This window comes from Chryseobacterium sp. GW823-FHT05E08, from assembly GCF_058795655.1.
Map to the genome: position 1 here is coordinate 107,828 of NZ_JBXAHY010000005.1, position 25,433 is coordinate 133,260.

At 33.8% G+C, this 25,433-nt stretch carries 18 protein-coding genes; 2 read left to right on the forward strand and 16 right to left on the reverse strand.

The annotated features are described in order from the left end of the window. Positions 1-15: 15 nt before the first annotated feature. The 15 genes from AC1Q7L_RS17200 to AC1Q7L_RS17270 form a co-directional block, all read right to left on the reverse strand. Positions 16-1,182, reverse strand: a complete 1,167-nt coding sequence (locus AC1Q7L_RS17200; RefSeq protein ID WP_492307186.1) for an MFS transporter — start codon at positions 1,180-1,182, stop codon at positions 16-18. Further along, positions 1,179-2,711 (reverse strand): GMC oxidoreductase, encoded by a 1,533-nt coding sequence (locus AC1Q7L_RS17205; RefSeq protein ID WP_492307185.1) that lies wholly within the window; start codon positions 2,709-2,711, stop codon positions 1,179-1,181. Before AC1Q7L_RS17205 ends, AC1Q7L_RS17200 begins: the two co-directional genes overlap by 4 nt. Before the next feature lie 285 nt (positions 2,712-2,996). Further along, positions 2,997-4,379, reverse strand: coding sequence for an MFS transporter (locus AC1Q7L_RS17210; protein WP_492307184.1), 1,383 nt, complete (start codon positions 4,377-4,379; stop codon positions 2,997-2,999). A 12-nt stretch (positions 4,380-4,391) separates the two neighbouring features. Further along, complete coding sequence (locus AC1Q7L_RS17215; protein ID WP_492307183.1) at positions 4,392-4,910, reverse strand: nuclear transport factor 2 family protein; 519 nt, start codon at positions 4,908-4,910, stop codon at positions 4,392-4,394. A 184-nt stretch (positions 4,911-5,094) separates the two neighbouring features. Next, the gene (locus tag AC1Q7L_RS17220) at positions 5,095-6,951 is read right to left on the reverse strand and encodes a glycoside hydrolase family 13 protein (protein ID WP_492307182.1); all 1,857 of its coding nucleotides are present in this window, start codon (positions 6,949-6,951) and stop codon (positions 5,095-5,097) included. Positions 6,952-7,103: 152 nt separating this feature from the next. Beyond that, positions 7,104-8,141: a succinylglutamate desuccinylase/aspartoacylase family protein gene (locus AC1Q7L_RS17225; protein WP_492307181.1), complete on the reverse strand. Its 1,038-nt coding sequence runs from the start codon at positions 8,139-8,141 to the stop codon at positions 7,104-7,106. A 184-nt stretch (positions 8,142-8,325) separates the two neighbouring features. Then, entirely contained in the window at positions 8,326-9,498 is a 1,173-nt protein-coding gene (locus AC1Q7L_RS17230) for an aspartyl protease family protein (protein ID WP_492307180.1), read from the reverse strand. Between the two features lie 2 nt (positions 9,499-9,500). Continuing rightward, positions 9,501-10,373 carry a hypothetical protein gene (locus AC1Q7L_RS17235; RefSeq protein WP_492307179.1) on the reverse strand — a complete coding sequence of 291 codons (873 nt, stop codon included), beginning with the start codon at positions 10,371-10,373 and terminating at the stop codon, positions 9,501-9,503. Between the two features lie 6 nt (positions 10,374-10,379). Continuing rightward, positions 10,380-11,216, reverse strand: a complete 837-nt coding sequence (locus tag AC1Q7L_RS17240; RefSeq protein ID WP_492307178.1) for a hypothetical protein — start codon at positions 11,214-11,216, stop codon at positions 10,380-10,382. Beyond that, the gene (locus tag AC1Q7L_RS17245; RefSeq protein WP_492307177.1) at positions 11,213-12,457 is read right to left on the reverse strand and encodes a radical SAM protein; all 1,245 of its coding nucleotides are present in this window, start codon (positions 12,455-12,457) and stop codon (positions 11,213-11,215) included. The genes AC1Q7L_RS17240 and AC1Q7L_RS17245 overlap by 4 nt, the downstream gene beginning before the upstream one ends. A 72-nt stretch (positions 12,458-12,529) precedes the next feature. Further along, positions 12,530-12,775 (reverse strand): hypothetical protein, encoded by a 246-nt coding sequence (locus AC1Q7L_RS17250; protein WP_492307176.1) that lies wholly within the window; start codon positions 12,773-12,775, stop codon positions 12,530-12,532. Positions 12,776-12,854: 79 nt separating this feature from the next. Next, positions 12,855-15,017 (reverse strand): glycoside hydrolase family 97 protein, encoded by a 2,163-nt coding sequence (locus tag AC1Q7L_RS17255; protein WP_492307175.1) that lies wholly within the window; start codon positions 15,015-15,017, stop codon positions 12,855-12,857. A gap of 77 nt (positions 15,018-15,094) precedes the next feature. Continuing rightward, positions 15,095-16,207, reverse strand: coding sequence for a SusE domain-containing protein (locus AC1Q7L_RS17260; RefSeq protein WP_492307174.1), 1,113 nt, complete (start codon positions 16,205-16,207; stop codon positions 15,095-15,097). Between the two features lie 24 nt (positions 16,208-16,231). Beyond that, the gene (locus tag AC1Q7L_RS17265; RefSeq protein WP_492307173.1) at positions 16,232-17,830 is read right to left on the reverse strand and encodes a RagB/SusD family nutrient uptake outer membrane protein; all 1,599 of its coding nucleotides are present in this window, start codon (positions 17,828-17,830) and stop codon (positions 16,232-16,234) included. Positions 17,831-17,842: 12 nt separating this feature from the next. Then, a complete protein-coding gene (locus AC1Q7L_RS17270) occupies positions 17,843-20,590 on the reverse strand; it encodes a SusC/RagA family TonB-linked outer membrane protein (RefSeq protein ID WP_492307172.1) in 2,748 nt (915 codons plus the stop codon). A gap of 338 nt (positions 20,591-20,928) precedes the next feature. On the opposite strand from AC1Q7L_RS17270, the gene metG reads away from it, so the two are divergent. Further along, positions 20,929-22,965, forward strand: a complete 2,037-nt coding sequence (metG, locus tag AC1Q7L_RS17275; protein ID WP_492307171.1) for a methionine--tRNA ligase — start codon at positions 20,929-20,931, stop codon at positions 22,963-22,965. A 244-nt stretch (positions 22,966-23,209) separates the two neighbouring features. Here metG and AC1Q7L_RS17280 read toward each other — a convergent pair whose 3' ends face one another. Continuing rightward, complete coding sequence (locus AC1Q7L_RS17280; RefSeq protein WP_492307170.1) at positions 23,210-23,914, reverse strand: class I SAM-dependent methyltransferase; 705 nt, start codon at positions 23,912-23,914, stop codon at positions 23,210-23,212. A 215-nt stretch (positions 23,915-24,129) separates the two neighbouring features. Between AC1Q7L_RS17280 and AC1Q7L_RS17285 the strand changes: the two genes are divergently transcribed. After that, positions 24,130-25,272 carry a vWA domain-containing protein gene (locus tag AC1Q7L_RS17285; RefSeq protein ID WP_492307169.1) on the forward strand — a complete coding sequence of 381 codons (1,143 nt, stop codon included), beginning with the start codon at positions 24,130-24,132 and terminating at the stop codon, positions 25,270-25,272. Positions 25,273-25,433: the final 161 nt, after the last annotated feature.

Consider the following 25,433-nt stretch of genomic DNA (forward strand, 5'->3'; position numbering starts at 1 on the left):
TTTGTGGTTAAATTTTTAAAAAGCTTCTTTTATTTTAGAATTTTTCTTTAAACAGAAAAGTAAAACACAAATGAGAATCATACAAACGATTAAAAACTGGAAAATAATATCGGTTTGATTGGAAAAATTACCCAAAACATTAGTGATAATTCCAGTTCCGATTTGGTTTGCTGCCATTAAAAATCCGGATACCAAAACGGACAACGTCGGAAATTCCACCGTTCCCCAACCGATAGATCCCGGGAATATGCTTCCCATAAAAAATCCGATCAAAAACATCATTAATACAACAATATTTACGTTTGGAAATAGTATTAATGATAAAAGTAATCCCGCGACGATTAAAGGAGAGAACAGAAATAAGTAAGACAAATCATTATTTTTTGAGAAAATTCCGAAAAGCAGGCGGTTTAAAGCTATTCCGCCCCAGAATAATGATAATCCCAAGCTCGCTTTGTTGTTATCTAATCCTTGATTTTTGAGAATTATCGCACCAAAACTCCCAAAAGTTCCTTCAATAAAGCCGTACAAAACGATTGCTATAAAGAAAATCCATAATTTTGAAGGAATTTTAAAATGCTTTGGAAGTTCGAAAAATGTTCCTTTTTCCAGTTTTAAAAATAAAAAAAGGACGAAAATTATTGAAACTAAAACAAAGATACCTGCCGGAACGTACATCCAGTTTTTCACATTTCCAATTAAATTCATCATCATTGGAGAAGTTGAAGTTCCCAATCCGACCAAAAACTGCAATATTAAAATTGCGGACGATTTATTTTTTTCAAATAAGCTTGCTGCTAAAGGATTCAAAGTCGTAATCGAAAGTCCAAAACCTGAGCCTGTGAACGCTACCAAAATCATTAATACAGGAAAAAGCAAAGATTTATCATTCATTAAAAACTGGAGCATCCACAAAATTCCTGTTGAAATAATCATTAATAATAATCCGGCTCCCAAAATGATTTTCGGGCCGAATTTATTCACCAAAAACGGCGCTCCCAAACATGAGATGATAATACAAATCACCTGTGGAATAAATAAATTCCCAAACTGCGATGATGAAAGTCCAAAAAGTGAAGCATCCGTAAAAGCCGTTCCTAGAGCCGGAAACACGACAAAATTAACTCCCGTAAAAAAAGCCAATAAAAAGATGATAACGATTTGGGCTATCCTGGAATTCATGATGTTAAAACATTGGTTTTAAGATGATCTCCCACTCTCAATGCCATTGCAATGATTGTCAGCGCTGGATTTACCGCACCGCTTGAAACTAAAAATCCGCCATCGACAATATATAAATTATCGAGATCATGTGCTTTACAGTTTGTATCTACGACCGAAGTTTTCGGATCTAATCCCATTTTTGTAGTTCCGTTTTGATGGGCGGGTGAAGCGATATCCATACCTTTGCTGAAATAAATTCCTTTAAACAAAAACGATTTGAATTTTCCTGAAGCTTTTAATGCTTTGATCAATTCTTCTTTCAGAAATTCGTGTCCCTGTTGATTATTAGAAGTATAATTTATTTTAATTTGTCCGTTTTCAACCGTTACTCTATTATCCGGATCGGGCAAATCTTCCGAGGTCAGCCAAAAATCTACGGCGTGTTCTGCCATTAATTCAAAAGTAAAGCCCGGCGCGGCAATCGGACTGTCGGCTTTGATCTGATGTTCATCTGATTTCCCCAACATCTGAATGTGTCCCAAAGGAAATTCATAGCCTTTATTGGCATGGTAAAAATCATTAATCCCGAATGTTTTTCCGAATTTTGTAGGATTGGGTTCTGTGTACAAAGCTACCAAAGCAGAATTTTGATGAAACATATAATTTCTGCCCACCTGATCTGAAGAATTGGCAAGTCCGTTGGGGAATTTCTCACTTTTACTTTCCAAAAGAAGTGCCGCAGAATTAATCGCTCCCGCAGAAAGAATAACCAAATCAGAAGTCAGAGTTTTTGTTTCTCCGTTTTGTTGGACTACAATTTCGGCGATCTTGGTTCCTTCTTCATTTGTATTTAATCGCAACACTTTTGTATTGACAATCAATTCAACATTCGGATATTCCAACGCTTTTGCCAGCGAACAAAGATGAGCGTCACCTTTTCTTTCCGCAGCATCGGGAAAACCATCAAAACGGTCTAATGTGTATGGTGCATTTGCAGTTTCGTGAGGTTTAAAATTTACTCCAATCGGCAATTCAAACGGCTGCCATCCATAATCAATCAACTCATCAACAACTTCCTGAATTCGTGGTTCGTGCGGTAAAGGCGGGTTTGGATAAGGCTCAGAATCAAAAGGCTCTGTCGGATCTGATCCTCTTTTGCCATGAACATGAAAAAGTTTTTCTGATTCAAGATAATAATCCTTTAAATCCTGATATTGAATAGGCCAAGCCGGTGAAGTTCCGCCATAATGATGTATTTCTTTAAAATCTTCTTCTCTTAAACGAAATAAAGCAGCGCCGTAAAATTTGGTATTTCCGCCAACATTGTAATGCATTCCTGGGCGAAATGGTTTGTTATTTTTATCAAGCCATAATTCCGTCGTTGTATATCTGTTTTTCTGGAAAACTTCTACAGAATCCCAATTTTCTTTTTCTACAGGAACATAATCTCCTCTTTCAATAATGAGAATTTTTTTCCCACTATCTGCCAATCGATACGCCATTGTTGCGCCTCCTGCTCCACTTCCTATTATAATGATGTCGTACATTCTTTAAATTTAATCTATCTAAATTAGAGATTAAAAGCTATGATTAGCTTAATAAAAAATTAAAATTCAATAGATTGTATGAATAGAAATTAGATTTTAGATGTTAGAAATTAGATTTATCTTCTGAGTTTACAATTCACATTGTTATTGTAGGTTTTGGCTAAAGCCTTCTTTTGGATTAAATAAGAAAGCGGGCTAAAGCCCGCTCCTATTGATTATTAAATTAATTTTCAAAAATTTGAAGTTTATTATCAAGATTAACTATTGACAATTCATTCATTGACTCTAAAAATGTACCTGCTGAATTTCCTCTTCAATTTCCTGTGATGTTTCATCTTCTGATTTAATGAAAATCATTGTAACTACTGCTCCGATCAACATACAGACTCCTCCAACCACAACATAATCCATTGCCTGATTTCCGAAAATATTGCTTACAATCGGGCCTCCGAAAAGTCCATTAATGATCTGTGGAATTACAATAAAAAAGTTGAAAATCCCCATGTAAACGCCCATTTTTCTTTGTGGAATCACTTCAATCAACATAGCATAAGGCATTGCTAAAATGCTCGCCCAAGCAAATCCTAATCCGATCATTGACATCCAAAGATGATTGACGTCTTTAATGAAATACATTGAAATCAATCCTAATCCGCCACAAGCTAAAGCAAGAGCGTGGGTTTGTTTTTTTCCGATCCATTTTGCAATTGGAGTCAATAAAAAAGCGAATGGAATTGCCCAAAGATTGTACATTCCGAATAATTCGCCCGTTAAATCTCCTGCGTTATTGAAGGCTTTGGAGTGAGTATCTTCAGGAGAAAGTCCAAAATGATGGGTAGCCAAAGCACTTGTCGTAAAAACCCACATCGTAAACAAAGCAAACCAAGAGAAAAACTGAACGATTCCCAATTTTTTCATTTGAGTTGGAATGTTCGCAAAATCCTTGAAAATATCGCTGAATTTAGATTTCTCTTCTACGACTTCTTTTCCATCTTCAAACTCTGCAAATTCTTTTGGTGAATATTCTTTGGTTGTAATAATCGTGTAAAGTATCGTTATGATCAGCAATCCGGCTCCAACATAGAAGGAATAGATCACATTATCTCCAACAAAACCTTCCGGAGCTTCATTTGAAACTCCCAGTTTTGTCAACAAACTTGGAACATACGAACCGACAACCGCCCCGATTCCAATTAAAATAGTCTGAATTGAAAATCCTAACGTTCCCTGATGTTTTGGAAGCATATCGCCGACCAAAGCTCTGAAAGGTTCCATCGCAATATTAACGGAAGCATCCATCATCGCAAGAAAAATAACCGCTAATAAAAGTGCATTTGCCGCAAACATATGCGTAACCGTTGCCGCATTGGGAAGCAAGACCAATCCAATCGCACATAAGATCGCACCAATTAAAAAATAGGGTTTTCTTCTTCCTAACGGGCTCCATGTATTGTCTCCCATGTGACCGATGATTGGTTGAACGATCAGTCCTGTAAATGGTGCAACCAGCCAGAACCAAGACAATTCGTGAACATCAGCTCCCAGATTAGCTAAAATTCTGCTCGCATTTCCGTTCTGTAAACCAAAAGCCATCTGAATTCCCAAAAATCCCATGCTCATATTAATGATTTGAGGCATGGAAAGATTCGGTTTAATTTTTTTTGACATTGTGTTTTATGTTTATTTTTTTGTTTTTAAATCTTGAATAAGAACATCTTCAATAGCAGTTTTTTCAGCCACAACTTTATCCGACACATCGTTTGGAATTGTCATTGAAAGCACATATTGCTTCACTTTCCAAGCTCCGTTTATTTTTTCTACAACTCCGGAACCACGGCAGATTTTCATTTGAGTATCCAATACTTCATCAAACCAAGCCAATTTTCCATCTTTGCTGAAATAGATGTTTCTTTTTAATGAAGTGAAATTCCAGGTTTTCTTTTTATCGAAATAAGGTTTTGCCCAAATCATAAAGGCTTTTTTATCCCAAACTTCGGTTGCATCTGTTCCGATGAAAGTAGATTCATCTGCGAAATAATTGAAATAAGTAGTAAAATCGGATTTTGCAGCTGCAACATTGAAGCCGTCGAGCATTGTACCGATTTCCGTTTTTTCTTTATCAAATTTTGATTGTGCTGAAATGGTTGTAAAGCTCAATACAAATAAGATGAAGGTGAATAATATTGTTGTTTTTTTCATATTTAAATTATTTTTTCTAATAAACCTAACAGGTTTTAAAAACCTGTTAGGTTTGGAAGTTGTATCTAATTTTTTTAACGCAAAGAGCGCAAAGTTTTCTTTTTATCTTTTTTCTGCATATTTTTCGTTCGCAAAGGCGTTTCACTCAACGAAGTTTGAAAGAGAATATAAAATATGTTTAAGTTTATTTTAATTCAATAATCATAGACGTTTTTGCTGGTATTTTTAAGCTGTTTTGTAATGGAATTTCCTTATCAGAAATCACATCTTTTCCTTTTGAAAAACCGTTTAAAGATTCTGCAAAATGTTTTACATCTAATGTTTCTTCTTTTTCATTATTATTTAAAACGACCATTACGCTTTCTTTTTCATTATATCTAAAATACACAAAAACATTATTCTGAGGAACGAAATTTTTAGTTTTTCCGGAATGAATCACTTCTTTTCCTTTTCTCCAGTTCAGTAATTTTTGAGTAAAATCATAAAATTCCTTTTGTTCAGGCGTTTGAGCAGAAGTTTGAAAAGCATTTTGTTTATCCGATTTCCAACCACCCGGAAAATCTCTTCGGATATCAGCATCGCCACCTTTATTTTTGTCGCCACGCATTCCGACTTCGGAACCGTAATAAATTTGTGGAATTCCACGAACGGTCGAAATTAAGGTTAATCCCAATTTGTACGCTTTCGGATCATTGTTAAAAATCTCATTCCATCTTTCAGTATCGTGATTTTCAAAGAAAACCATTACATTATTGATGTCAGGATAAAGGAAATCACTTGCTAAACTGTTGTAAATACGGTTCATTCCCGTGTCCCAGCCTTCTTTTTCCTTCAGAGCTTTCGGCATATCGCCATACAGCATAAAATCCATCACAGACGGGAGATTTGAGTTATAATTCGCCGCTTCTCCTGTTTTTGAACCCTTTTGCCAAGCTGAAATATAGGCCGCGGTATTCAGCCAAGTTTCTCCAACAATATTGAATTTCGGATATTCGTCAGTGATTGCTTTTGCCCATTTTGCCATCGCTTCTTTATCGTTGTAAGGATAAGTATCTACCCGGAAACCGCCTAATTCGGCATATTCTATCCACCAAATTGCGTTTTGGGTTAAATATTTTAAAACTAAAGGATTTTTTTGATTGATATCAGGCATCGTTGTATCAAACCAACCGTCTAATGCTACTTTTTTGTCAACTTCAGAAGCATTCGTGTCGAACTGTGTTGTTGTTTTGTAATTGGAACGTTTGAAACCATTTTCACCATCATTAAATAAGTGAATCCAGTCTTTCGTGGGCAAATCCTTGATCATCCAATGCGAAATTCCCCAGTGATTGGTGACGTAATCCATCACCAACATCATGTTTCTTTTATTTAATTTTTGGGAAAGTTCTTTGTATTCTTCGTTGGTTCCGTAACGTCCATCAATTTTATATAAATCGGTTTGGGCATAACCGTGATATGAATACACTTTTTCATTGTCCTCATTTACCGGAGTTAACCAAACTGAGGTTGCTCCTAAATTTTGAATATAATCAAGATTGTTGATGATTCCGCGTAAATCTCCGCCATGACGGCCGTTTGGAAGACTTCTGTTTGCTTTTTCCGTTAAATTCGGGCTTGAATCATTTTTTTCATCACCATTTGCAAAACGGTCAGGCATGATTAAATACATTACATCTTTAGAAGTAAAAGATTCTCTGTTGGCAGAGTTTGGTATTCTTTCTTTTAATTCATAAGTGTAAGAACCAATATTTTTTTTGCCGTTTTTAATATTAATCTTAAATTTTGGAACATTGATCTCGTTGGTATTAACCGTTACAAAAACATAGTTAGGATTTTCAACTTTTTCGATGTTTTTAGCTTTAACTCCGTCTGAAAGCTCGATTTCATTGTTGGCAATATCTTTTCCATAGACCAAGATTTGGAGCTCGGGATTTTTCATTCCTTTCCACCAGAAAGCGGGTTCGACCTTGTCTAATGGTTTTTGGGAAAAAGCTATCACCGCGGTTGAGAGCGCAATAATTGTGTATAATTTTTTCATTTTTTTGTTTTTTATTTTAATTAAAATAGGTGCTTTTATTTTTTTAACGCAAAAAGCGTAAAGTTTTTTTTAACTACTAACTACTTTTAAGTTTGCAAGAGCGTTTCACTCAGCAAATGATAGCAATATTTAACATTTATTTTAAAATTTATCTACTTTTCTGAATATCCGATGCAAAATAAGGTTTCGTCTTTGTTTACGGGTGGAGTTCCTACTTTGTATAAAATAATTCCATCAGTTTTTGAAATAATATTCTGTTTCTTTTTACCAAATTCATCTGTAATATAGCCTAAAACTTGATTTTTTGTTACTCTATCTCCACTTTTCAGCTCACTGTAAAAAATTCCGGTTTCGGGAACTTTTATATAATCCTGTTGATCAAGAAGTGTTGGTTTTCTTTTTTTGGTTTTCGATTTATTTCTTATGTAATTTCCTGATGATTCAAGCATATTGTAAACGGCAGTCTTGATCATGTCTACATTTTCTTTCTGAACGGTTCCTAATTTTCCGGCTTCAATGCTTAAAGCTGTAATTCCCTGCTGGGTTGCCTGTTTAAAAGCATATTTTGCAGGTTCTGTCGATGTAAGATTGTATGGATAAGAAACGATGTAATCGATTTGAGACCGGATAGACAGATCGTGAGCTAATTTTGTATTTTGAGGGCTATCTTTTCTGTCGTAATAACAAACAAAAGGCAGCAAATCTTCATTCGCGTCTCCTCCGTGAATGTCTAAAAATATAGTGGAATTTGAAATAATTTCTTTCGTAATAATATTCGCGATCTGATCGGTTGGAGTTCCATTTGGCGAGCCTGGAAAAGCATTATTTAAATTTTTATTGTCTAACGGATTAATAAAAAGCGTTCTTTTCTGAAAAGCCTCAACATTGGCAATTGGAATAATGATTAAAGTTCCTTTTACTTGTTCAGGTTTGATCTCATTTATTAATTCCTGAACGGCAATAATCGGTGGATATTCGTAACCGTGAATCCCGGCAACAATACTGAAAACAGGGCCTTTTTCTTTTCCTTTAATGATGGTTACAGGTAAATAGGTTTCTTTTGAGTCATTTTTAATTGTAAATACGGTATCTTTTCTAAACTCTTCATTTCGCCCTATTATCTGCTTGACTTTCTGCGCATTGATTAACGTATTCATTAAAATCAATAATAATAAAACTACTTTCCTCATTTTTTTCATAGAATTAAAGATAATTAAATAAATTATAAATATCTGAAGTTCTTCGTACAATTTTATTTGTTAAAAAATATTAGTCATCAACATCATTAGAAAAAACTGTTTCTAAAATAAAAAATCCTTAAAAGCAATAAAGCTTCAAGGATTATAAGTTAAGAATATATATTAACGGATATTATTACTTCTTTTCAATGTATTCTTCGTTATATAATTTGTTTGGTTTTATATACACTACATTATTTTGAAAGTCTAAGAAAACATTAAATCTTTTCAGGATTTCATTACCTAAAATATTCATTCTAGAACCACCAACCAGTCGGCTTTCTGGCAGAACCTGAGCCGGAATATTTTTAAGAGTATATTTTCCGAGCTGCAGCGATTCAAGATTAGAAGTTGTGACAGCTATTTCATTGCCTTCTGCGCCTTTTACTATTACTTTCTTTATTTCTTTAAGTTCTTGAATCGGGAAATTCTGTTCTTTGAGCATCGGGCCGTCCAACATTGCAGTTCTTTGATATCCAGTGTCAAAAAGATACCAGTCTGTGTTTTTTGTTTTTCCCTGCTGTATTGTCGTTTCAACAAGAAAAACGTTATTAAAATATTTTAAGTTCAGTTTTGAATAACCTTTGTCTTTCAACACATATTCCGGTAATTTTGAGTGTATTACCATAATATTTTGGTCATAATTAATCTCTGTAATTGTCCCATCAAAAAAACTCCATCCGAAAATTCCATCTGAGCCGTGGCCAACCAATTCGGTTGCATAAATTTTGAATCCCTGATAGTCTTTCTTTCCAAGAGATAGAATATTAACACCCGTTTTAAGTGATTGTTTTATTTTATCTTTCAGGGTTTCATTTGTCAGCAATAATTCACTTGAGCCTGTATCAAAATTAAGAATCAGAGAGTCTTTTTTGTTTAAAGCGGCCTTTGTAGACATCGTATTATGTTCATTAATGTTGATTTTTATAGTGTCATGAAAAGCAGGAACATTTTTACTAAAATCTTTCAGTGGAAGACTTTCAATTCTGGTTAAACAAGAATCTTTACCCTTCAGAAGAATGATAAAATCTTTCTTTTCTCCTTTTTTGACTTTTATTTTTATGGAATCAATGTCTGTTTTTATTTTAACTATCTTAAAATCTGTAGTGATTTTTGAAACAACATATACATCCGGCTTGAGAGAAGGATCGATATTCCAGTCGGTCTTTAATCCATTATCTTCTTCAACAAACAAGGCCTTGGATGAATTTGCTTTTAAAATGGGTAATTTTTTTTGCGCCTCTATCTTTGCTAATGAAGATATTGAAAGAATTGTGGCAAAAATATATTTAATGTGATTTTGTGTCATGATTAACTGATAAATTTTCCTAAATATGTGATAACAATATCCAATGAACTGCTGCCCAAAGTGGATCCATCGTGAAAACAATTATCGGTAGGTGCAATATAATAATGATAAGGTTTCTGTTCTATTTTCAGCATCGGATAATCCGGAAAAAGATCCATAAAATAGGCCGTAATATTCTTATTATTTACTTCATTTTCTTTGATATCAATTTTCTTCTTAATCATATGATAAGCCTGAAGAATAGAGAGGTTAGTGATCAACAAATAACGAGATTCTTTCCCCAAATTAATTGCAATACGATTCCCCTGTTTATGTGAAGTATGTAACGTCATATTTCGTGAACTGTCTTTATGAATTCCGATAAATTCTATATCATTTACCGTGTAGTTCTCAGGAAGTTTTCTTTTGTCGTGTGAGACAATTTCACTGTTTGGATAATTGGTTGTAAGGCTTAAAAAATTATATGGCGCGAGCGATTTATCAATAAGAAAATCATTGAGTTTTGAATTTAATTCTGATACCAAATGATTATTATCTCTGAATTTTCGCATCACCTCTTCCTCAGAATAGGTAGAATGCAAATCAAGTTGAAGGATAATATTTTTTATTTCCTGTGGAATTTCTCCTATAAAAACAGAATTATAATCCTCTTTATTTATATGTTTTCCTTCAATTATTTTAATTTCAGAAGCTTCTAATTTTCGCCAGTCTCTTTTAGGCAAATAAGCATCTGGTTCATATTTTTGTACAAACTTAATGTCTCTGTAATTGATCTCATTAGGACTCAGATTTGAATGATGCGTTATTCCTGAATTGATTTCCAGAATACCATCGAGATTATCTGAGTATACTTTAATTCCTGATTTTAATTGCATAGTGATTTAATATATATCAAACATTCCTACATAGACCATCGTAACGTCAAAATTCTTATTTCCCAATGTTGTTCCGTCATGGATAAAATTATCCGTGGGAGCTATATAATATTGATAAGGCTTAATTTCAATTTTTAAAACCGGATAATCCGGATACAGGATAAAGAATTTTTCAACAATATTATCTATGTTGATTTTTTCTTTGTTATCTTTTTTCTGAACATAATTGTACACCTGTCTCAAGGTCAGATTAACAAAGTAAAGATATCTGGATTCCATACTTATATTGATGGATATCCTGTTGTCTGATTTGTGTGCCGTGTGAGGTGTAAAAGATGTACTTTTATCAATATGTAGCCCTGTATAAAGAATTTTTTCAGCACTTTGAAAATGAAATGTCGTGCTCAGCATATCCGGCAAACATCGTGTAATCCTGTGAAACTTGTATTTTTTATTTTGTGATTTTTGATTTAAAAACTGATTGAGCTCTTCATTGATTTGATGTGTCAGAATTTCATTTTCTTTAAACTTTGGCTGAACATCAAATAATGTTTCGCATTCTTCCAGTTTTAAGTTTTCAAATAACGATTTCAGTGTTTCCGGAATAACTCCTATTGATAGTGTATCGAATATTTTCGCATCAGATTCATCATTAATGAAGATCTTTTTATATTCTTCATCGTTAATATCGCGCCAGTCGCCATTGGGTAAATAGGCATCTTTATAATATTCTATATCGGTCTTTAATTCACTAACCGGAATAACTCCTGTATTTATTTTGATCTGCTTCTGTATACCCTTAACATGTTGATGAAAGATCTTGATTCCTTGTTTTATACTCATGCCAAACTGTATGCTAATAGTTTATCCTTAATATTTTCATCTATTAGAACTTCTGAATTCCGGTCAAGCTCATCAACGATTTCTTCATAAGAAACTTTGGAAAATTCCATTTCATCACATACCTCATCGGGCAAACTGCTGATAAGATCATTTTGAAGATGGGTAACCAATTTTATCATATCGTGACAGAAAATAGTTGGATTATCAAAACCATTTTCATTAGCATATCGGTTTCCTAAAAATCCACCACCACAGATGTCATAAACAGGACAATTCAGACATTTTTCGCACACCATATCATGAGAATTGATATAAATATCAAAGAGAAGATCAGCAAATACATCACTTATTTCATGGGTGTGAATATTAATATCATTTCTTGTAATCCCCTCATAACAAGCTCTTATGGAGTCTGCTACTTCAAGATTTCCATTGGTTTCCAAAACAGCAACGCCGTTTTGTTTTTTACCAACCATTTGATCTCCGCCGTCTTCACCTGCAATAAGTTCTATTAGTGTCCTAAAAAACCTGATGACAGGACGTTTATCACTATCATTTTTCCAAATGGTAAATAATTCAATAAACCAATTTGCGTAAGGAGTGTAATTTAGCGTATTAACTTTTTCCCTGATCATTCCGTCGGGTAATCTGTCGAAGTGTCCATCCGGCAAGAGAACGTTATAGCTGTAGACGTTATGGCTTTTCATTTCCTCATAAAACTCTTTTGGTTTTATGTTTAGATTTACTACAGAAAGCAAGCCGTGCAGGCCATTATCAAGACCTTTGTGAATTGCATCCTTAACCTCATCGTATGAACCTTTTCCATTGTGGAATATACGATACTCATCATGATACTTCTTGGGGCCGTCTATACTGATACCAATCCGAACATTCAGTTCATTTAACAGATCGTACCATTCATCATCAAGACCAACACCATTTGTCTGCACCACAAAATCAAAATGTACATCTTTTATTGTATCTGTAAATATTTTTACACTTTGCTTATAAGAATCTTTTGGCCATAGCAGAGGTTCTCCTCCATGAAAAATAATTTGTACAAATTTTACATTATTTTCAATACAGTATCTGGATAATTTTTCAGCAAAAACAGTTATGGTGTCAATTGACATGAATTTAGGTTGTTTAAGATAGGTCTTATCTCCTAAATTATACATGTAGCAATAAGAACAATTAAGGTTGCATCTACTGGCAACCTTCAGAACAAAAGAGCTTATCATATCTATATCATTAAAATTAAAGTTCTCCGTTATTTGCTAACGAAGAACTATAAATTTTTAAAACAATTATTGTTAGATCTTTAAGAATTGTCCAACTTTATTATAAGCAGCCGAAGCACCTGATATAGCTACTACATCGCAATTACTAGGATTTATACCAGTATCTGGATTTAAAACCCCCGGATTGATATTTCCTGAAGTCAAACCTCCAAAAATTGCTTTGTAAAGATCTACATTTTCATTTTCAGAAGATTGGATTGCTTTTTTCAGAATACTTTTTTGTTCAAGATTGCTTGTAATTTTTAATTTGTTTTTCATAAAACTGTTATTTGGTTATTAATTTTCTTAACTCACCAAATATAGATAAATATTTTATTATCTAAAACACAATTTTAAATTATTTATTAACTTTTTTGATAGAAATTGCGAATCCACCACTTCTTACCATTTTAAAAGTGATTTTTGATTTATTTGTGATCTCTTTCTTGTAGATATTATAACTTTGAGGATTGTCGATATAATCAGCATCTTTTCCATCTTCATAGATTGTTGCTTCATACTTCTGGCCTTTATCTAAAAAAGAAAAATCTACCGTATATTCACGCTTGTTTTCATCGGTAATACCTCCAATAAACCAATTATCTGTTCCTTTAGCTTTTCTAGCCGTGATCACATAATCTCCCGGTTCTGCCGATAAGATTTTTGTATCATCCCAATCTGCTGCTACATCCTTAATAAACTGGAAAGCATCCATATGCTTTTTGTAGTTTTCAGGTAAATCTGCTGCCATTTGAAGAGGCATGTACATTGTAACATATAAAGCTAACTGTTTTGCCAATGTAGTTTTCACAAAACGTTTATCTCCAGGAAAATAATAATCTAATTTTGTCTGGAAAATTCCCGGCGTATAGTCCATAGAACCTCCCATCCATCTTGTGAATGGCAAAATCGTCTGGTGATCAGGATTATTTCCTCCAAATGCTTCATATTCTGTTCCACGAGCGGCTTCTGCGGAAATATAGTTCGGATATGTACGGCTTTCTCCCGTCGGACGAACCGATTCGTGAGAATTTACCATGATTTTATACTCATTAGCCTTCTCAGCAATTCTGTAGAAATGGTTGATCGTCCATTGAGAATAATGATGCTCTCCTCTTGGAATGATGTCTCCAACATAACCAGTTTTAACCGCATCATAACCGTATTTGTTCATCAGTTGGAAAGCTTTATCTGCCCATCTTTCGTAGTTCGTTGCAGAACCGGAAGTTTCGTGGTGCATGATTAGCTTAATTCCTTTTGAATGAGCATATTCATTCAACATTTTAATATCAAAATCCGGGTAAGGTGTGGTAAAATCGAAAACAAATTCTTTTGAGTGACCGAACCAGTCTTCCCAACCGATATTCCAGCCTTCAATTAATAGACCTTGGAAGCCGTTTTCAGCCGCGAAATCGATATATTCTTTAACTTTTGTATTGTTGGCAGCGTGTTTTCCGGTTGGCGTTAATTTTGAAAAATCGGTTTGTCCGATATGAACATTTGATTCTGGTTGCGCGTATGCCCACTGAGATTTCCCGATAATCATTTCCCACCAAACGCCCATATATTTTGTTGGATGAATGTAAGAGGTGTCGGTATATTTTGTAGGCTCATTAAGATTAAAAATCATTTTCGAAGCCATCACTTCTTCTGCTTTTGGTGAAACAATAATCGTTCTCCAAGGCGTAACAGAAGGTGTCTGAATATATCCTTTCGCCCCTTGTCTGTCTGCTGTCAAATGAGTTTTAAATTTGAAATTCTGAGCATCAACTTCTAAATGTGAAGCCGGATAATCCAAAACTGCAGCTTCCGCAACATTGATATATAAAGGATCTTTACCTTCTTTTTTCAGCATTAATGGAGACTGAACGGCATTTTTAACTAAAGACTGAGAAGCATTGGCATCAAAAGCCTTGTCCCATCTTGCAGGGATTTCAGAAATCTTTGTTTCCTGATATTGATATTCTTGAGAATCGTAATCTGCAACCATCCACCAAGCTTTCATATCTGTTGGGAAATCGATTTCAGAATCTTCCTCACGAATTGTGAAATAGTTTAAGTTTTTCTGCTGTGGAAACTCATATCTGAATCCCAACCCGTCATTAAACAATCTGAATTTTACAACAATACTTCTGTCTGCCGACGCCTGATTAAGCGTAACTGCCAATTCGTTGTAATTATTAATATAACTTTTCTTTTCACCAAGAACAGGCTGCCAAGTTTCATTTTTAGAATCTCTTTTTTCGTCTGTTTTTGTAAAACCATTGTTAAGATCAAATTTTGCATCTTCAGGTTTTGCAATCTCCGAGGCAAATTTTATCGAAGTATCTTTAAATAACCTCAACCCTAATTTGGAATCTTCAACAACTGTTGCCCCATTGTATTTTAGGTTATAATAAGGTACTCCTCCTTTTAACTGGAAACTCATTTCAAACTTTCCGTCCGGTGATTTTAAAGATTGTGCATTGGCAACTCCAAACATCATTGAGAGCAAGAATGCTCCGATTGTCATTTTCTTCATAATAACTAATTATAAGTTTTAAAAATAAAGAAAGTGCTGCTAAAAAGCAACACTTTCTTAACTAAATTTGGTCTGTTTTATAATTTTGTAACAGTTAATTTATAATTTGCTGAATTATGTAAATCTAATTCAATTTTATAGTTTCCTGCAACATCTACTTTGTAGTTTGGATCATCTGTAACTGTTCCTTCAGAATTTAAATAAGTAACAACACTTGCTCCAGAAGTCAGAGTTTGATCTCCAGCTGCCGGTTGGAATTTTATAACCCAATCGTCATTAGCTCTAAATTTAAATAACCCTGTATTATTCAAAGCAATTGAATTGATGATATAAGTTTTCGTAGCTGGATTATAGACAAAATTTGTATCTGAACTCCATCCGGTAGGTGTAGCATCACCAATGATCCCGAAGTTAGCAACTACATCAGAATACGTATTTGCATTCCAATCAACTTTTATGTAATGTGCTCCAACTGCAGTTGCAGGTATATCTGAACCGTCAACAGCTAATTTACCCATCATTGTACCATCATCACCTTTATTTCCTGGCCAGTCTTCATTAATAGTGAATTTATGTTTCCCAGCATCACCAATACTTGAAATGTAAATAAACCCTCTATATTTTCCATCTTTTTCAGGAGAAAATAGATTCGGAGAATTATTTGGAGTCCAGTCTGCATATCCTGCAGCTCCTGCATATCCTCCAGGAACATTGATTTTAGGATATACTAAATCAGGATTTGGGGTGTAAGGAGTTATTGTAAGATTTATAGCATTCGAATAAAAAAATGCTGATCCAGCTTTTGTTTTTAATCTTGCTTCAATTTGATTTGCCGTATCTGGTGTTGCTCCTAAATTAAACATGACAGCATTTAACTGAGCATGAGTAATAGCGGTTGTTGTCAAATCATTTCCCGCATCAAAACCGATACTATTCTTAAAATTTGTTCCTTTAATTCCGAATTCTATCTGCTGTGACGGAACTATAGCTAAATTAAAAGTTGGTTTTGTCCAAGTAAAATTCATTATCGGATTACCTGCCATTAATTCATTCAAAACAGCAATGGTTTTGTCTGAAGAAACTTTACCTTGGCTTGTTTCGTTAAGAATTGCTTGATCTTCATCTTTTTCACACGAAATAATCCAAAGACCTATAAAAGCTATCGTTAATATTTTAAATAAATGTTTCATTTTTAATAGTGTTTTTTATAATAATTAATACCCAGGGTTCTGAACTAAATTAGGGTTTGCGACAAGGTCTTTTGCAGGAATCGGATAAAGATTTCTATAATTTTCAACAGCTTTTCCATCTTTTATATTTCCTTTCCATGGCCAAACGTAATCTCCTGTTGTAAATTTACCGTATCTGATAAGGTCTGTTCTCCTCGTCAATTCCCAAGATAACTCTCTTGCTCTTTCATCCAAAATAAAATCCAAATTGATAGAAGTTACATTACCAGTTGTATTACTGTAGGCTCTTTGTCTTAAATCATTTACATAAGTCACAGCAGTAGCTACATTTCCATTACCCCCTCTAAGAGTAGCTTCAGCATACATCAAATAGATATCAGCTAAACGATATAATGGAATGTCTGCTTCAACCCAGTTATTATTTGCGCCAGGTGTTCCATCACTTTTAACATTTTTAAATTTAATAAAAGCATACCCATCGTTAAATGATCCTAAATCATTAATTTCAAGGTTTTGGCCGCTCATGTAGAAATTACCTCTTTTATCACTTCCATTTGTTGGAAACTTCCCAACGAAAGCTTTAGTTGTTCTAATACCACTCCATCCTCCATTAATTCCAAAATCTGTAGCAGGCATAGTTCCTCCTACCGAAGCATGAACTAAATAAGTAGTCCCTCCATTGGTCTGTGTATTAATTCCATCAAAATTAACGGTAAAAATAGCTTCAGGATTGTTAAGATTATTATCAGCTAAGAATAGAGACTGATAATTGGACTTTAATGAATATCCTGCTCCAATAATTTTATTACAGTAGGTAATACAATCATTATTTCTTTGAGTTCCTGTATAAACACCTGCATTTAAGTACAGTCTTGCTAATAATGACCATGCCGCAGCTTTATCAGCTCTACCATAAGCATTAGCTTTTGGATTTTTCAAATCATTTGCACTGGCAATTAATTCTTGTTCCACATAATTAAAAAGAGCTGCTCTTTCTATTCTTTGAGGAGGGCTAACCGATCCAGGAAGATAAGCCTCATCTACAAATGGTACATTTCCAAATAAATCCAGCGCATGATAGTATGATTGCGCTCTTAAAAATCTGGCTTCTGCACGCATGTATTTTGCTTCTGTTAAATTATCTCCTGTGATATTATTGGAAGCTAATTTTTCATCCGTTACATTTCTAAGGAACTCATTACAGAAAGCTATTTCCGTATAAATTCTGTAATATAATGCAGCAATAAATTCATTGGAAGAATCCCAAGTCATCTTATGTATCGTATGTAAATTCCCATCATTCCAACCAATTACGGCTTCGTCAGTAGAGATTACTTGCATAGTATACATTAATCGTGTATACTGTGAGAAACCACCATTAATACCATTGATATCACTATCAGGATACGTAGCTCCATCTCCACTCACCTGCCCCCCCATTGCTAAACCTCCATACAATTTAGCCAGTGCATTAGGATAATTTGCAAAATCTTTAAAAACACTTGCAGATGTAACATCCGTAATTGGCTCTCTCTCAAGATCGTTAATACATGAAGTTACAGATAACAGACCAACAACAGCTGCCGTTAATATTATATTTCTTGTTATTTTATTTGTTTTCATCTTACTTACTAATTAAAATTGAAAATTAAGACCTAATGAATATACTCTAGGCATTTGATAGTAACCGTTATCTATCCCTCCAAAAACTTCGGGATCTATTCCAGAATATTTACTTATCACAAAAACATTTTGTGCCATTCCATAAACTCTTAAATTACTTCCCTTAGAAAAGACATCTCCAAAATTATATCCAATATTAACATTGTCTAATCTTAAGAAAGATGCATTTTCAACATGCAGATCTGAAAAATATTGTGGAACTTCAAACTGATAAACAGGTGCCGTAGAATAAACATTCTGTAAATACTCATTTGTAGAAGCAGATTGTAACGAACTGTTTGAAGATGCATTATTATAAACATAGTTACCTAATATTGCTCTAGCGCTCAAGCCTATATCCCAAGCCTTATAAGAAACTTTTGTTGAAAATCCTAAAATTGCATCTGGTGTTGTAGATTTATAATAATATTTATCAGATGTATCTATTTTCCCATCCCCATTTCTGTCAACATATACACCATCTACTGGTTTTCCATTATTGTCATACACCTGTTGATAAACCCAAAAAGCATTTGGTGCATAACCAACAGCGTGTGCTTGGATTGTATTTCCAGAACCTCCTTCAATTCCCCCTACAGGAATATTAAAGTTTGCATCGGCTCTTTCTAATAGTTTAGTTATTTCAGGTTTGTAATGAGTTGCATTAAAGCTTACTTCCCATGTTGTATTTTGATTTTTTACAGGAACTACAGTAATACTACCTTCAATTCCCCTACTTACCATATTTCCAACATTTAATAAGTTTTGATTACTTAAATCCCCTGCTGCAACATTAGAAAGAACCAATAAATCTTTTGTATCTTTTCTAAACCAATCTAATGATCCGTAAATTCTATTCTTCATGAATCCATAATCTAGCCCAATATTTTTAGTAGTTGTAGTTTCCCATGTAAGGTTAGGATTGTAAATATTTGGACGGTACATAAAATAATATTGATTCCCAAATTGATATCCTGCTCCAGGTCCACTTGGGTTATAAGCTGCATAAGCCGGATAATTGAACGGCTTGTTTCCATCCAACGCTGGCAATTCTTGCTGCCCTGTCCTACCCCAACCTGCTCTTAACTTTAATGTATTAATTGCAGAAATATTCTTAATAAAACTCTCCTCGTTTAACTTCCATGCAACTGAAACTCCTGGAAAATATCCCCAAAGATTATCTCTGGTTCCATTAAAAAATCTTGAAGAACCATCTCTCCTTAATGATCCTGAAATCACATATTTATCTGCAACAGTGAAAATAGCTCTACCAAAGAATGATATTAAAGTATTTTGTGTTTCAAAACTGTTTGCAACAGTTATAAAAGGCTCAACCCCTTTGTAAGTTGTAGAACCAGGAATTGATGTTACAAAATCTTGATAGGAATATCCAGCAGTAACATCTACAGCTGTGTTGATTGCCGAAATATTTTTAACATAGTTGAAATAAGTTTCTAATAACTTACTTTTTTTCTCCATGCTATAAATGTTCGAGCTTCCTTTGTCATTAAATCCAGATTTATACATTGCATCAACTTTCTTCTGCCCCTCACTTTTAGTATAATCATAACCAGCATTCACATTAAAATGTAAATCTGGAAGGAAATGAAATTTATAGTCTAACTGAACATTTCCTAAACCTCTTAAAACAGATGAAACATCATGATTAGCCATCAAAGTAGCTAACGGATTTGCATTTGCATTTACATTTAAGCCCCCATTCAATAGCCATTCATAATATCCACCATAATTAGAATTACCCGAATAAATTGGCTGTGTAGGATCAAAATAAGTTGCAGATTTAATAACTCCTCCATCTACAAATCTATTATCAGTGAAAGTACCTTTTGCACTTACATTAACAGATAAATGGTTATCAAAAAACTTTGGATTTAAATTTAAACCTACCGAAGTTCTTCTAAATGAGTTTGTTCTTACAATACCATTTTGCTCGTTATAACCTACAGACAAACGATAAGGTAAACCTTTAATTCCTCCAGAGAATGCAACATTATTGTCTGTTCCCCAAGCGGCTTGATAAATTTGATCTTGCCAATTGGTATTAGCACTTCCCAATTTTGCTTTATATGCAGCTGATGCATATGTATTAACAAAATTCCTAAATTCATCAGCATTTAAAACATCCACATTACCCATTTTTGAGGAAACAGAAGCTACTGTAGAAAAATTAACTTTAAATCTTCCTGTACTTCCTTTTTTCGTCGTAATTAAAATTACTCCATTTGTAGCACGATTACCATAAATAGCCGTTGCTGATGCATCTTTTAAAATATCAAATGTTTCAATATCATTAGGGTTAATTAATGATAGAGGATCAGATACACCATTTACCCCAACAAAATCTTGCGGGACACCGTCAATAACAATTAATGGAGAGTTATTACCATTCAATGATGCAGTTCCTCTGATTCTTATTGTTGTACCAGATCCAGGAGCTCCACTATTATTGGTAACCTGCACGCCAGGTGTTTTCCCTTGAATCAATTGTCCTGCTGAAGTTGCACCCCCATTAAAATCTTTGGCAGAAACAGAAGTAATAGAACCTGTTAAATCAGATTTCTTCTGCTTCCCATATCCAATCAAAACAACCTCCTCTATTTTTTTCTCCTTAGTAATAGAGTCTTTTGTTTGTGCGTGTATCATTGTGCTTGCCAAGAGAAAAGCAGGCGCAATTTTTAATACCGTTGTAAAATTTTTCACAATATTGTTTTTTTATATAGTTTGTTTTTTATAATAATTTTTGACATATAGTCAGGCTTGCAATTTATAAAAAAAATAGAATTATCATAAATTTAATGAAAATTAAGATAAAATTATGTAAATTGCTTGAGTGTTTTAAACCAATTAACTGTTTTTCATTCATTTACGATAAATTATGCAAAACATAATAACCTGCCACAGTTAACAATAAGTTAAACATCGGTTTAACTAAATGTAATATTTCAAACTTCATAAACAATTTTAAAGCTTTTTAAACGGAGACTAGCAAGAGTTTTTGGGAGATAATCCGTATCTTTGCAGATAAAATTTTACTATAAATGTCAAACAGAAAGATGATTACGGCAGCTTTGCCTTATGCAAACGGACCGGTTCATATAGGACATTTGGCAGGTGTTTATATTCCTGCGGATGTTTACGCAAGATTTCAGAGAAGATCAGGAAAAGATGTAGCGTTTATCTGTGGTTCAGATGAGCACGGAATTCCTATTACCATCAGAGCAAAAAAAGAAGGAGTTACTCCACAAGATATTGTAGACAAATACCATGAGATCATCAAAAAATCGTTCTCAGATCTTGGGATTTCTTTTGATGAATATTCTAGAACAACATCTAAAAATCATCATGACACGAGTCAGGATTTCTTTAAAGTTCTTTACGAAAAAGGGAAATTTACAGAAGAAGTTTCTGAGCAGTATTTTGATGAACAAGCTAATGAATTTTTAGCTGACAGATACATCGTTGGAACTTGTCCGAATTGTGGAAACGAAAACGCGTACGGAGATCAGTGTGAGAGATGTGGTACTACCCTTTCTCCATCAGAACTGATTAATCCAAAATCAATGTTAAGTGGAAATGTTCCGATTCTTAAAGAAACTAAAAACTGGTATCTTCCATTAAACGACTATGAAGATTTCCTTAATGAATGGATCATTGAAGGCCATAAAGACGACTGGAAGCCTAATGTTTACGGACAGGTTAAATCTTGGTTAAACGATGGGTTAAAACCTCGTGCTATGACTAGAGATCTGAACTGGGGAGTTCCTGTTCCACTTCCAAACGCAGACGGAAAAGTATTGTATGTTTGGTTTGATGCGCCGGTTGGATATATTTCTTTCACGAAAGAATGGGCTGCAAAAAACGGAAAAGATTGGAAAGATTACTGGCAAAACGAAAACAGTGATTTGGTTCACTTTATCGGAAAAGATAATATTGTGTTCCACTGTATTATTTTCCCTGCGATGATGAAGGCTCACGGAGATTATATCATGCCTACCAATGTTCCAGCTTTTGAATTTTTAAATCTTGAAAATGATAAGATTTCAACGTCAAGAAACTGGGCAGTTTGGGCACACGAATATGTTCAGGATTTCCCTGGACAGCAAGATGTATTGAGATACGCTCTGCTTTCTTCTGCTCCTGAAACGAAGGATAACAATTTTACCTGGAAAGATTTTCAAACTAAAAATAACTCAGAATTAGTAAACAAATTCGGAAACTTCATTAATAGAGTAATTTCTTTCACAAATAAAAACTTTGAAGGAAAAGTACCTAATGGTATTTTAGATGATGAAAGTAAAAATGCTATAAATACAGCTGTAAATGATGTTCAAAATTATTTGGAGAAGTATGAGTTTAGAAATGCGTTAAATGCATTTATGGCTTTAGTAGATTATGGTAATTTATATCTTCAAAATGCAGAACCATGGAAAACAATAAAAGATGATATTAATATTGCAGGTCAAGCAATGTTTGTTGGAGCACAAATTGCAGCAGTAACAGCTCAATTATGTGAACCTTTTATGCCATTCACTGCTGATAAATTATTTGGATATTTTAATATTGAAAAGAAAAATTGGAGCGATATACAAAACTCTGAAATTCATATTGAAATTGGTCATGAAATTGAAGAAGCACCTCTTTTATTTAATAAAATTGAAGACAATGTAATCGAAGCTCAGATTCAAAAATTAGAAGACACAAAACAAAATAATAAAAAAACAAACCCTAACGCAAATCCTATGAAAGAGGAAATAACTTTTGATGATTTCACGAAAATCGATTTAAGAACAGCTACTATTATTGAAGCTGAAAAAGTTGAGAAAGCTGATAAATTATTAAAATTAACTGTTGACACTGGTGTTGACGTAAGAACAGTTGTTTCCGGAATTGCAGAAAGTTTCACTCCAGAAGAAGTTATTGGAAAGCAGGTTATGATTTTATTAAATCTTGCTCCAAGAAAAATCAGAGGAATTGAATCTCAGGGAATGTTGTTATTAACGACAAAACCAGACGGAAAATTATCTTTTGTAACTCCAGATGATTCTCATGTAGAAAATGGTATTGAGATTGGATAATCTTCAATATTTAAATAAAGAAAGACGCATAGATTTATGCGTCTTTTTTGTTTTTATTGGTCATTGCGAGGAGCAAAGCGACGAAGCAATCTCTTAAAAATCTTAACTACTTAAATAAATCTTAATATTTCAAATTTTTAACTATAAAGATTCTGTTAAGACTTTAAGAAAAGTTAAGTTTAAACATCGTTTTTAAGTTGAGATTGCTTCGTCGCTTTGCTCCTCGCAATGAAAAAAAAACTGTTTATTTCTTAGTTAATTTTGCTAAATAAGAATCTTCATCCTGCATTACTTTTTCAATGTTGAAACCATTATTTTCAGCGGCATTTTTTAGGGTGAAAAAATCAAGGTATAACCATTTTATCGGATTTTCAGATTCACCTTTATAGTGAACAATATAATCTAACTCACCATAATATCCTCCCGCAGGAATATAAACGCCACCATCATAATCTTTGTCGAACATGTACAGAATATCGGTGCTATCGATAAGGATTTGACCATTTTCATTTAATAAAGAATGAAGTTTTTTAAGATAACTATCAATTTTCTCAAGAGTTTCAAAGATTCCTGTTCCGTTCATTAATAATAAGATCGTATCAAAAGTTTGATCTGAAAAATCAAGAATATTTTCACATACTGCATTTTTGATTCCTCTCAGTTTACAAACCTCAATAGATTTTGGAGAAATATCTAAAGCCAAGACATCAAGATTTCTTTCATTTTGAAGATATAAAGAATGTGAGCCCGCTCCTGCTCCAATGTCCAGAACTTTTCCTTGAGATAATTCCAATGCTTTTTGCTCGATTTCATTCATTTCCTCAAAATCTCTGAAAAGATATTCTACCGGAAGTTCATCCAGCTCGGAAATTGAAGTTTCAGTCTGCAGATCTTCGGGATTTTCATTGTGAAAATAGTCCCAGATCGCTTTACCCATTAAATCTTTCATGTCTTATTTTAATGAAGCAAAGATAAGGGTTTTGGAAAAGAAAGTTGAATTAGATAATAATAAAATAAAGCAAAAAGTTCTAAAACAAATCTAATTTAATTGGCATAAATACTATTCCTATTTCTATCACCATCATTACTATTTTCTATTTTCCCAACCCTAATCTTGCAAAAATATTTCCATAACTTGTAGTGTTTTAAACAGCATCATATCTTATGACAAATAAAGATTTTAATTATCAAAAAGGATATACTTTCAGTAAACATATTCCGGAAGATATATCGCCTTTTGATCGGGTATTTGATGTTTTCAAAGATTTGCTGACGCATACTTCGGGTGATATTGAGGAAGCTTTTGACTGGCTCGATATGCTTGATAAAGAATATAACATTTTCAACGATGAATATACTCTTGAAGATTTTGAAGCAGACTTAAAAAAACGCGGATACATCAAAGAGGAAGAAGATTCTAAAGACGGTAATTCAGGATCAGGAAAAGGCAAAAATATACTGACCGCCAAACTTGAAGCCGCTTTGCGTGAGTATGCATTGGATCAAATTTTCGGAAAACTCAAAAAAAGCGGTGTAGGAAACCATCGCACTTCAAAAACAGGAGTCGGTGATGAACGGGACGGTGAAAACCGTAATTTCCAATATGGAGACGATCTTTCTTTGGTGAACATGACTGAAAGCTTAAAAAATGCCCAAATCAATAACGGAATTTCAGACTTACGACTGACAGAAGACGATCTTATTGTAGAGGAAACCAAACACAAAGCGCAAATGAGTACTGTGTTGATGATCGACATCAGCCACTCCATGATTTTATATGGTGAAGATCGTATCACGCCTGCCAAAAAAGTAGCTATGGCTTTGGTGGAATTAATCAAACGAAAATACCCAAAAGATTCCATTGATATTATTGTTTTTGGAAATGAAGCGTGGCCGATCAAAATCAAAGACCTACCTTATTTACAAGTCGGACCTTATCATACCAACACCGTTGCCGGGTTGGAATTGGCAATGGATATTCTTCGCAGAAAAAGAAATACCAATAAACAGATTTTCATGATCACCGACGGGAAACCAAGCTGTATTCAGCTTCCTACCGGAGAATTTTACATGAATAGTGTCGGTTTAGATGAAAAAATTGTCAACCAATGTCTCAACAAAGCAGCAGAAGCAAGAAAGCTTAAAATTCCGATCACCACATTTATGATTGCACAAGATCCTTATCTTCGTCAGTTTGTAAATGCATTTACTGCTCAAAATCAAGGAAAAGCCTTTTTAACAGGCCTTTCCGGTTTGGGAGAAATGATTTTTGAAGATTACGAAAAAAATAGAATAAAGAGAATTTAAATAAAGGCTGGATGTTGGAAGCTTGGAGATAGAAGTTGATACAGCACACCGAACCACGAAGTGGTTCAACAATAATAGCCTCGGGTACAACCCGGGGAAGAAAAAATCAAAAACAAATATTAAAAATCATCCTCAAAACATCAACTATCAACTATCAACTA

Excerpts from the sequence above, each read along its gene's own strand:
- AC1Q7L_RS17200 (WP_492307186.1), bottom strand. The coding sequence starts at position 1,182 with ATGAATTCCAGGATAGCCCAAATCGTTATCATCTTTTTATTGGCTTTT.
- AC1Q7L_RS17210 (WP_492307184.1), bottom strand. The coding sequence starts at position 4,379 with ATGTCAAAAAAAATTAAACCGAATCTTTCCATGCCTCAAATCATTAAT.
- AC1Q7L_RS17265 (WP_492307173.1), bottom strand. The coding sequence starts at position 17,830 with ATGAAAACAAATAAAATAACAAGAAATATAATATTAACGGCAGCTGTT.
- AC1Q7L_RS17205 (WP_492307185.1), bottom strand. The coding sequence starts at position 2,711 with ATGTACGACATCATTATAATAGGAAGTGGAGCAGGAGGCGCAACAATG.
- AC1Q7L_RS17240 (WP_492307178.1), bottom strand. The coding sequence starts at position 11,216 with ATGAGTATAAAACAAGGAATCAAGATCTTTCATCAACATGTTAAGGGT.
- AC1Q7L_RS17245 (WP_492307177.1), bottom strand. The coding sequence starts at position 12,457 with ATGATAAGCTCTTTTGTTCTGAAGGTTGCCAGTAGATGCAACCTTAAT.
- AC1Q7L_RS17255 (WP_492307175.1), bottom strand. The coding sequence starts at position 15,017 with ATGAAGAAAATGACAATCGGAGCATTCTTGCTCTCAATGATGTTTGGA.
- AC1Q7L_RS17250 (WP_492307176.1), bottom strand. The coding sequence starts at position 12,775 with ATGAAAAACAAATTAAAAATTACAAGCAATCTTGAACAAAAAAGTATT.
- AC1Q7L_RS17230 (WP_492307180.1), bottom strand. The coding sequence starts at position 9,498 with ATGACACAAAATCACATTAAATATATTTTTGCCACAATTCTTTCAATA.
- AC1Q7L_RS17285 (WP_492307169.1), top strand. The coding sequence starts at position 24,130 with ATGACAAATAAAGATTTTAATTATCAAAAAGGATATACTTTCAGTAAA.
- AC1Q7L_RS17260 (WP_492307174.1), bottom strand. The coding sequence starts at position 16,207 with ATGAAACATTTATTTAAAATATTAACGATAGCTTTTATAGGTCTTTGG.
- AC1Q7L_RS17235 (WP_492307179.1), bottom strand. The coding sequence starts at position 10,373 with ATGCAATTAAAATCAGGAATTAAAGTATACTCAGATAATCTCGATGGT.
- AC1Q7L_RS17280 (WP_492307170.1), bottom strand. The coding sequence starts at position 23,914 with ATGAAAGATTTAATGGGTAAAGCGATCTGGGACTATTTTCACAATGAA.
- AC1Q7L_RS17215 (WP_492307183.1), bottom strand. The coding sequence starts at position 4,910 with ATGAAAAAAACAACAATATTATTCACCTTCATCTTATTTGTATTGAGC.
- metG (WP_492307171.1), top strand. The coding sequence starts at position 20,929 with ATGTCAAACAGAAAGATGATTACGGCAGCTTTGCCTTATGCAAACGGA.
- AC1Q7L_RS17220 (WP_492307182.1), bottom strand. The coding sequence starts at position 6,951 with ATGAAAAAATTATACACAATTATTGCGCTCTCAACCGCGGTGATAGCT.
- AC1Q7L_RS17225 (WP_492307181.1), bottom strand. The coding sequence starts at position 8,141 with ATGAGGAAAGTAGTTTTATTATTATTGATTTTAATGAATACGTTAATC.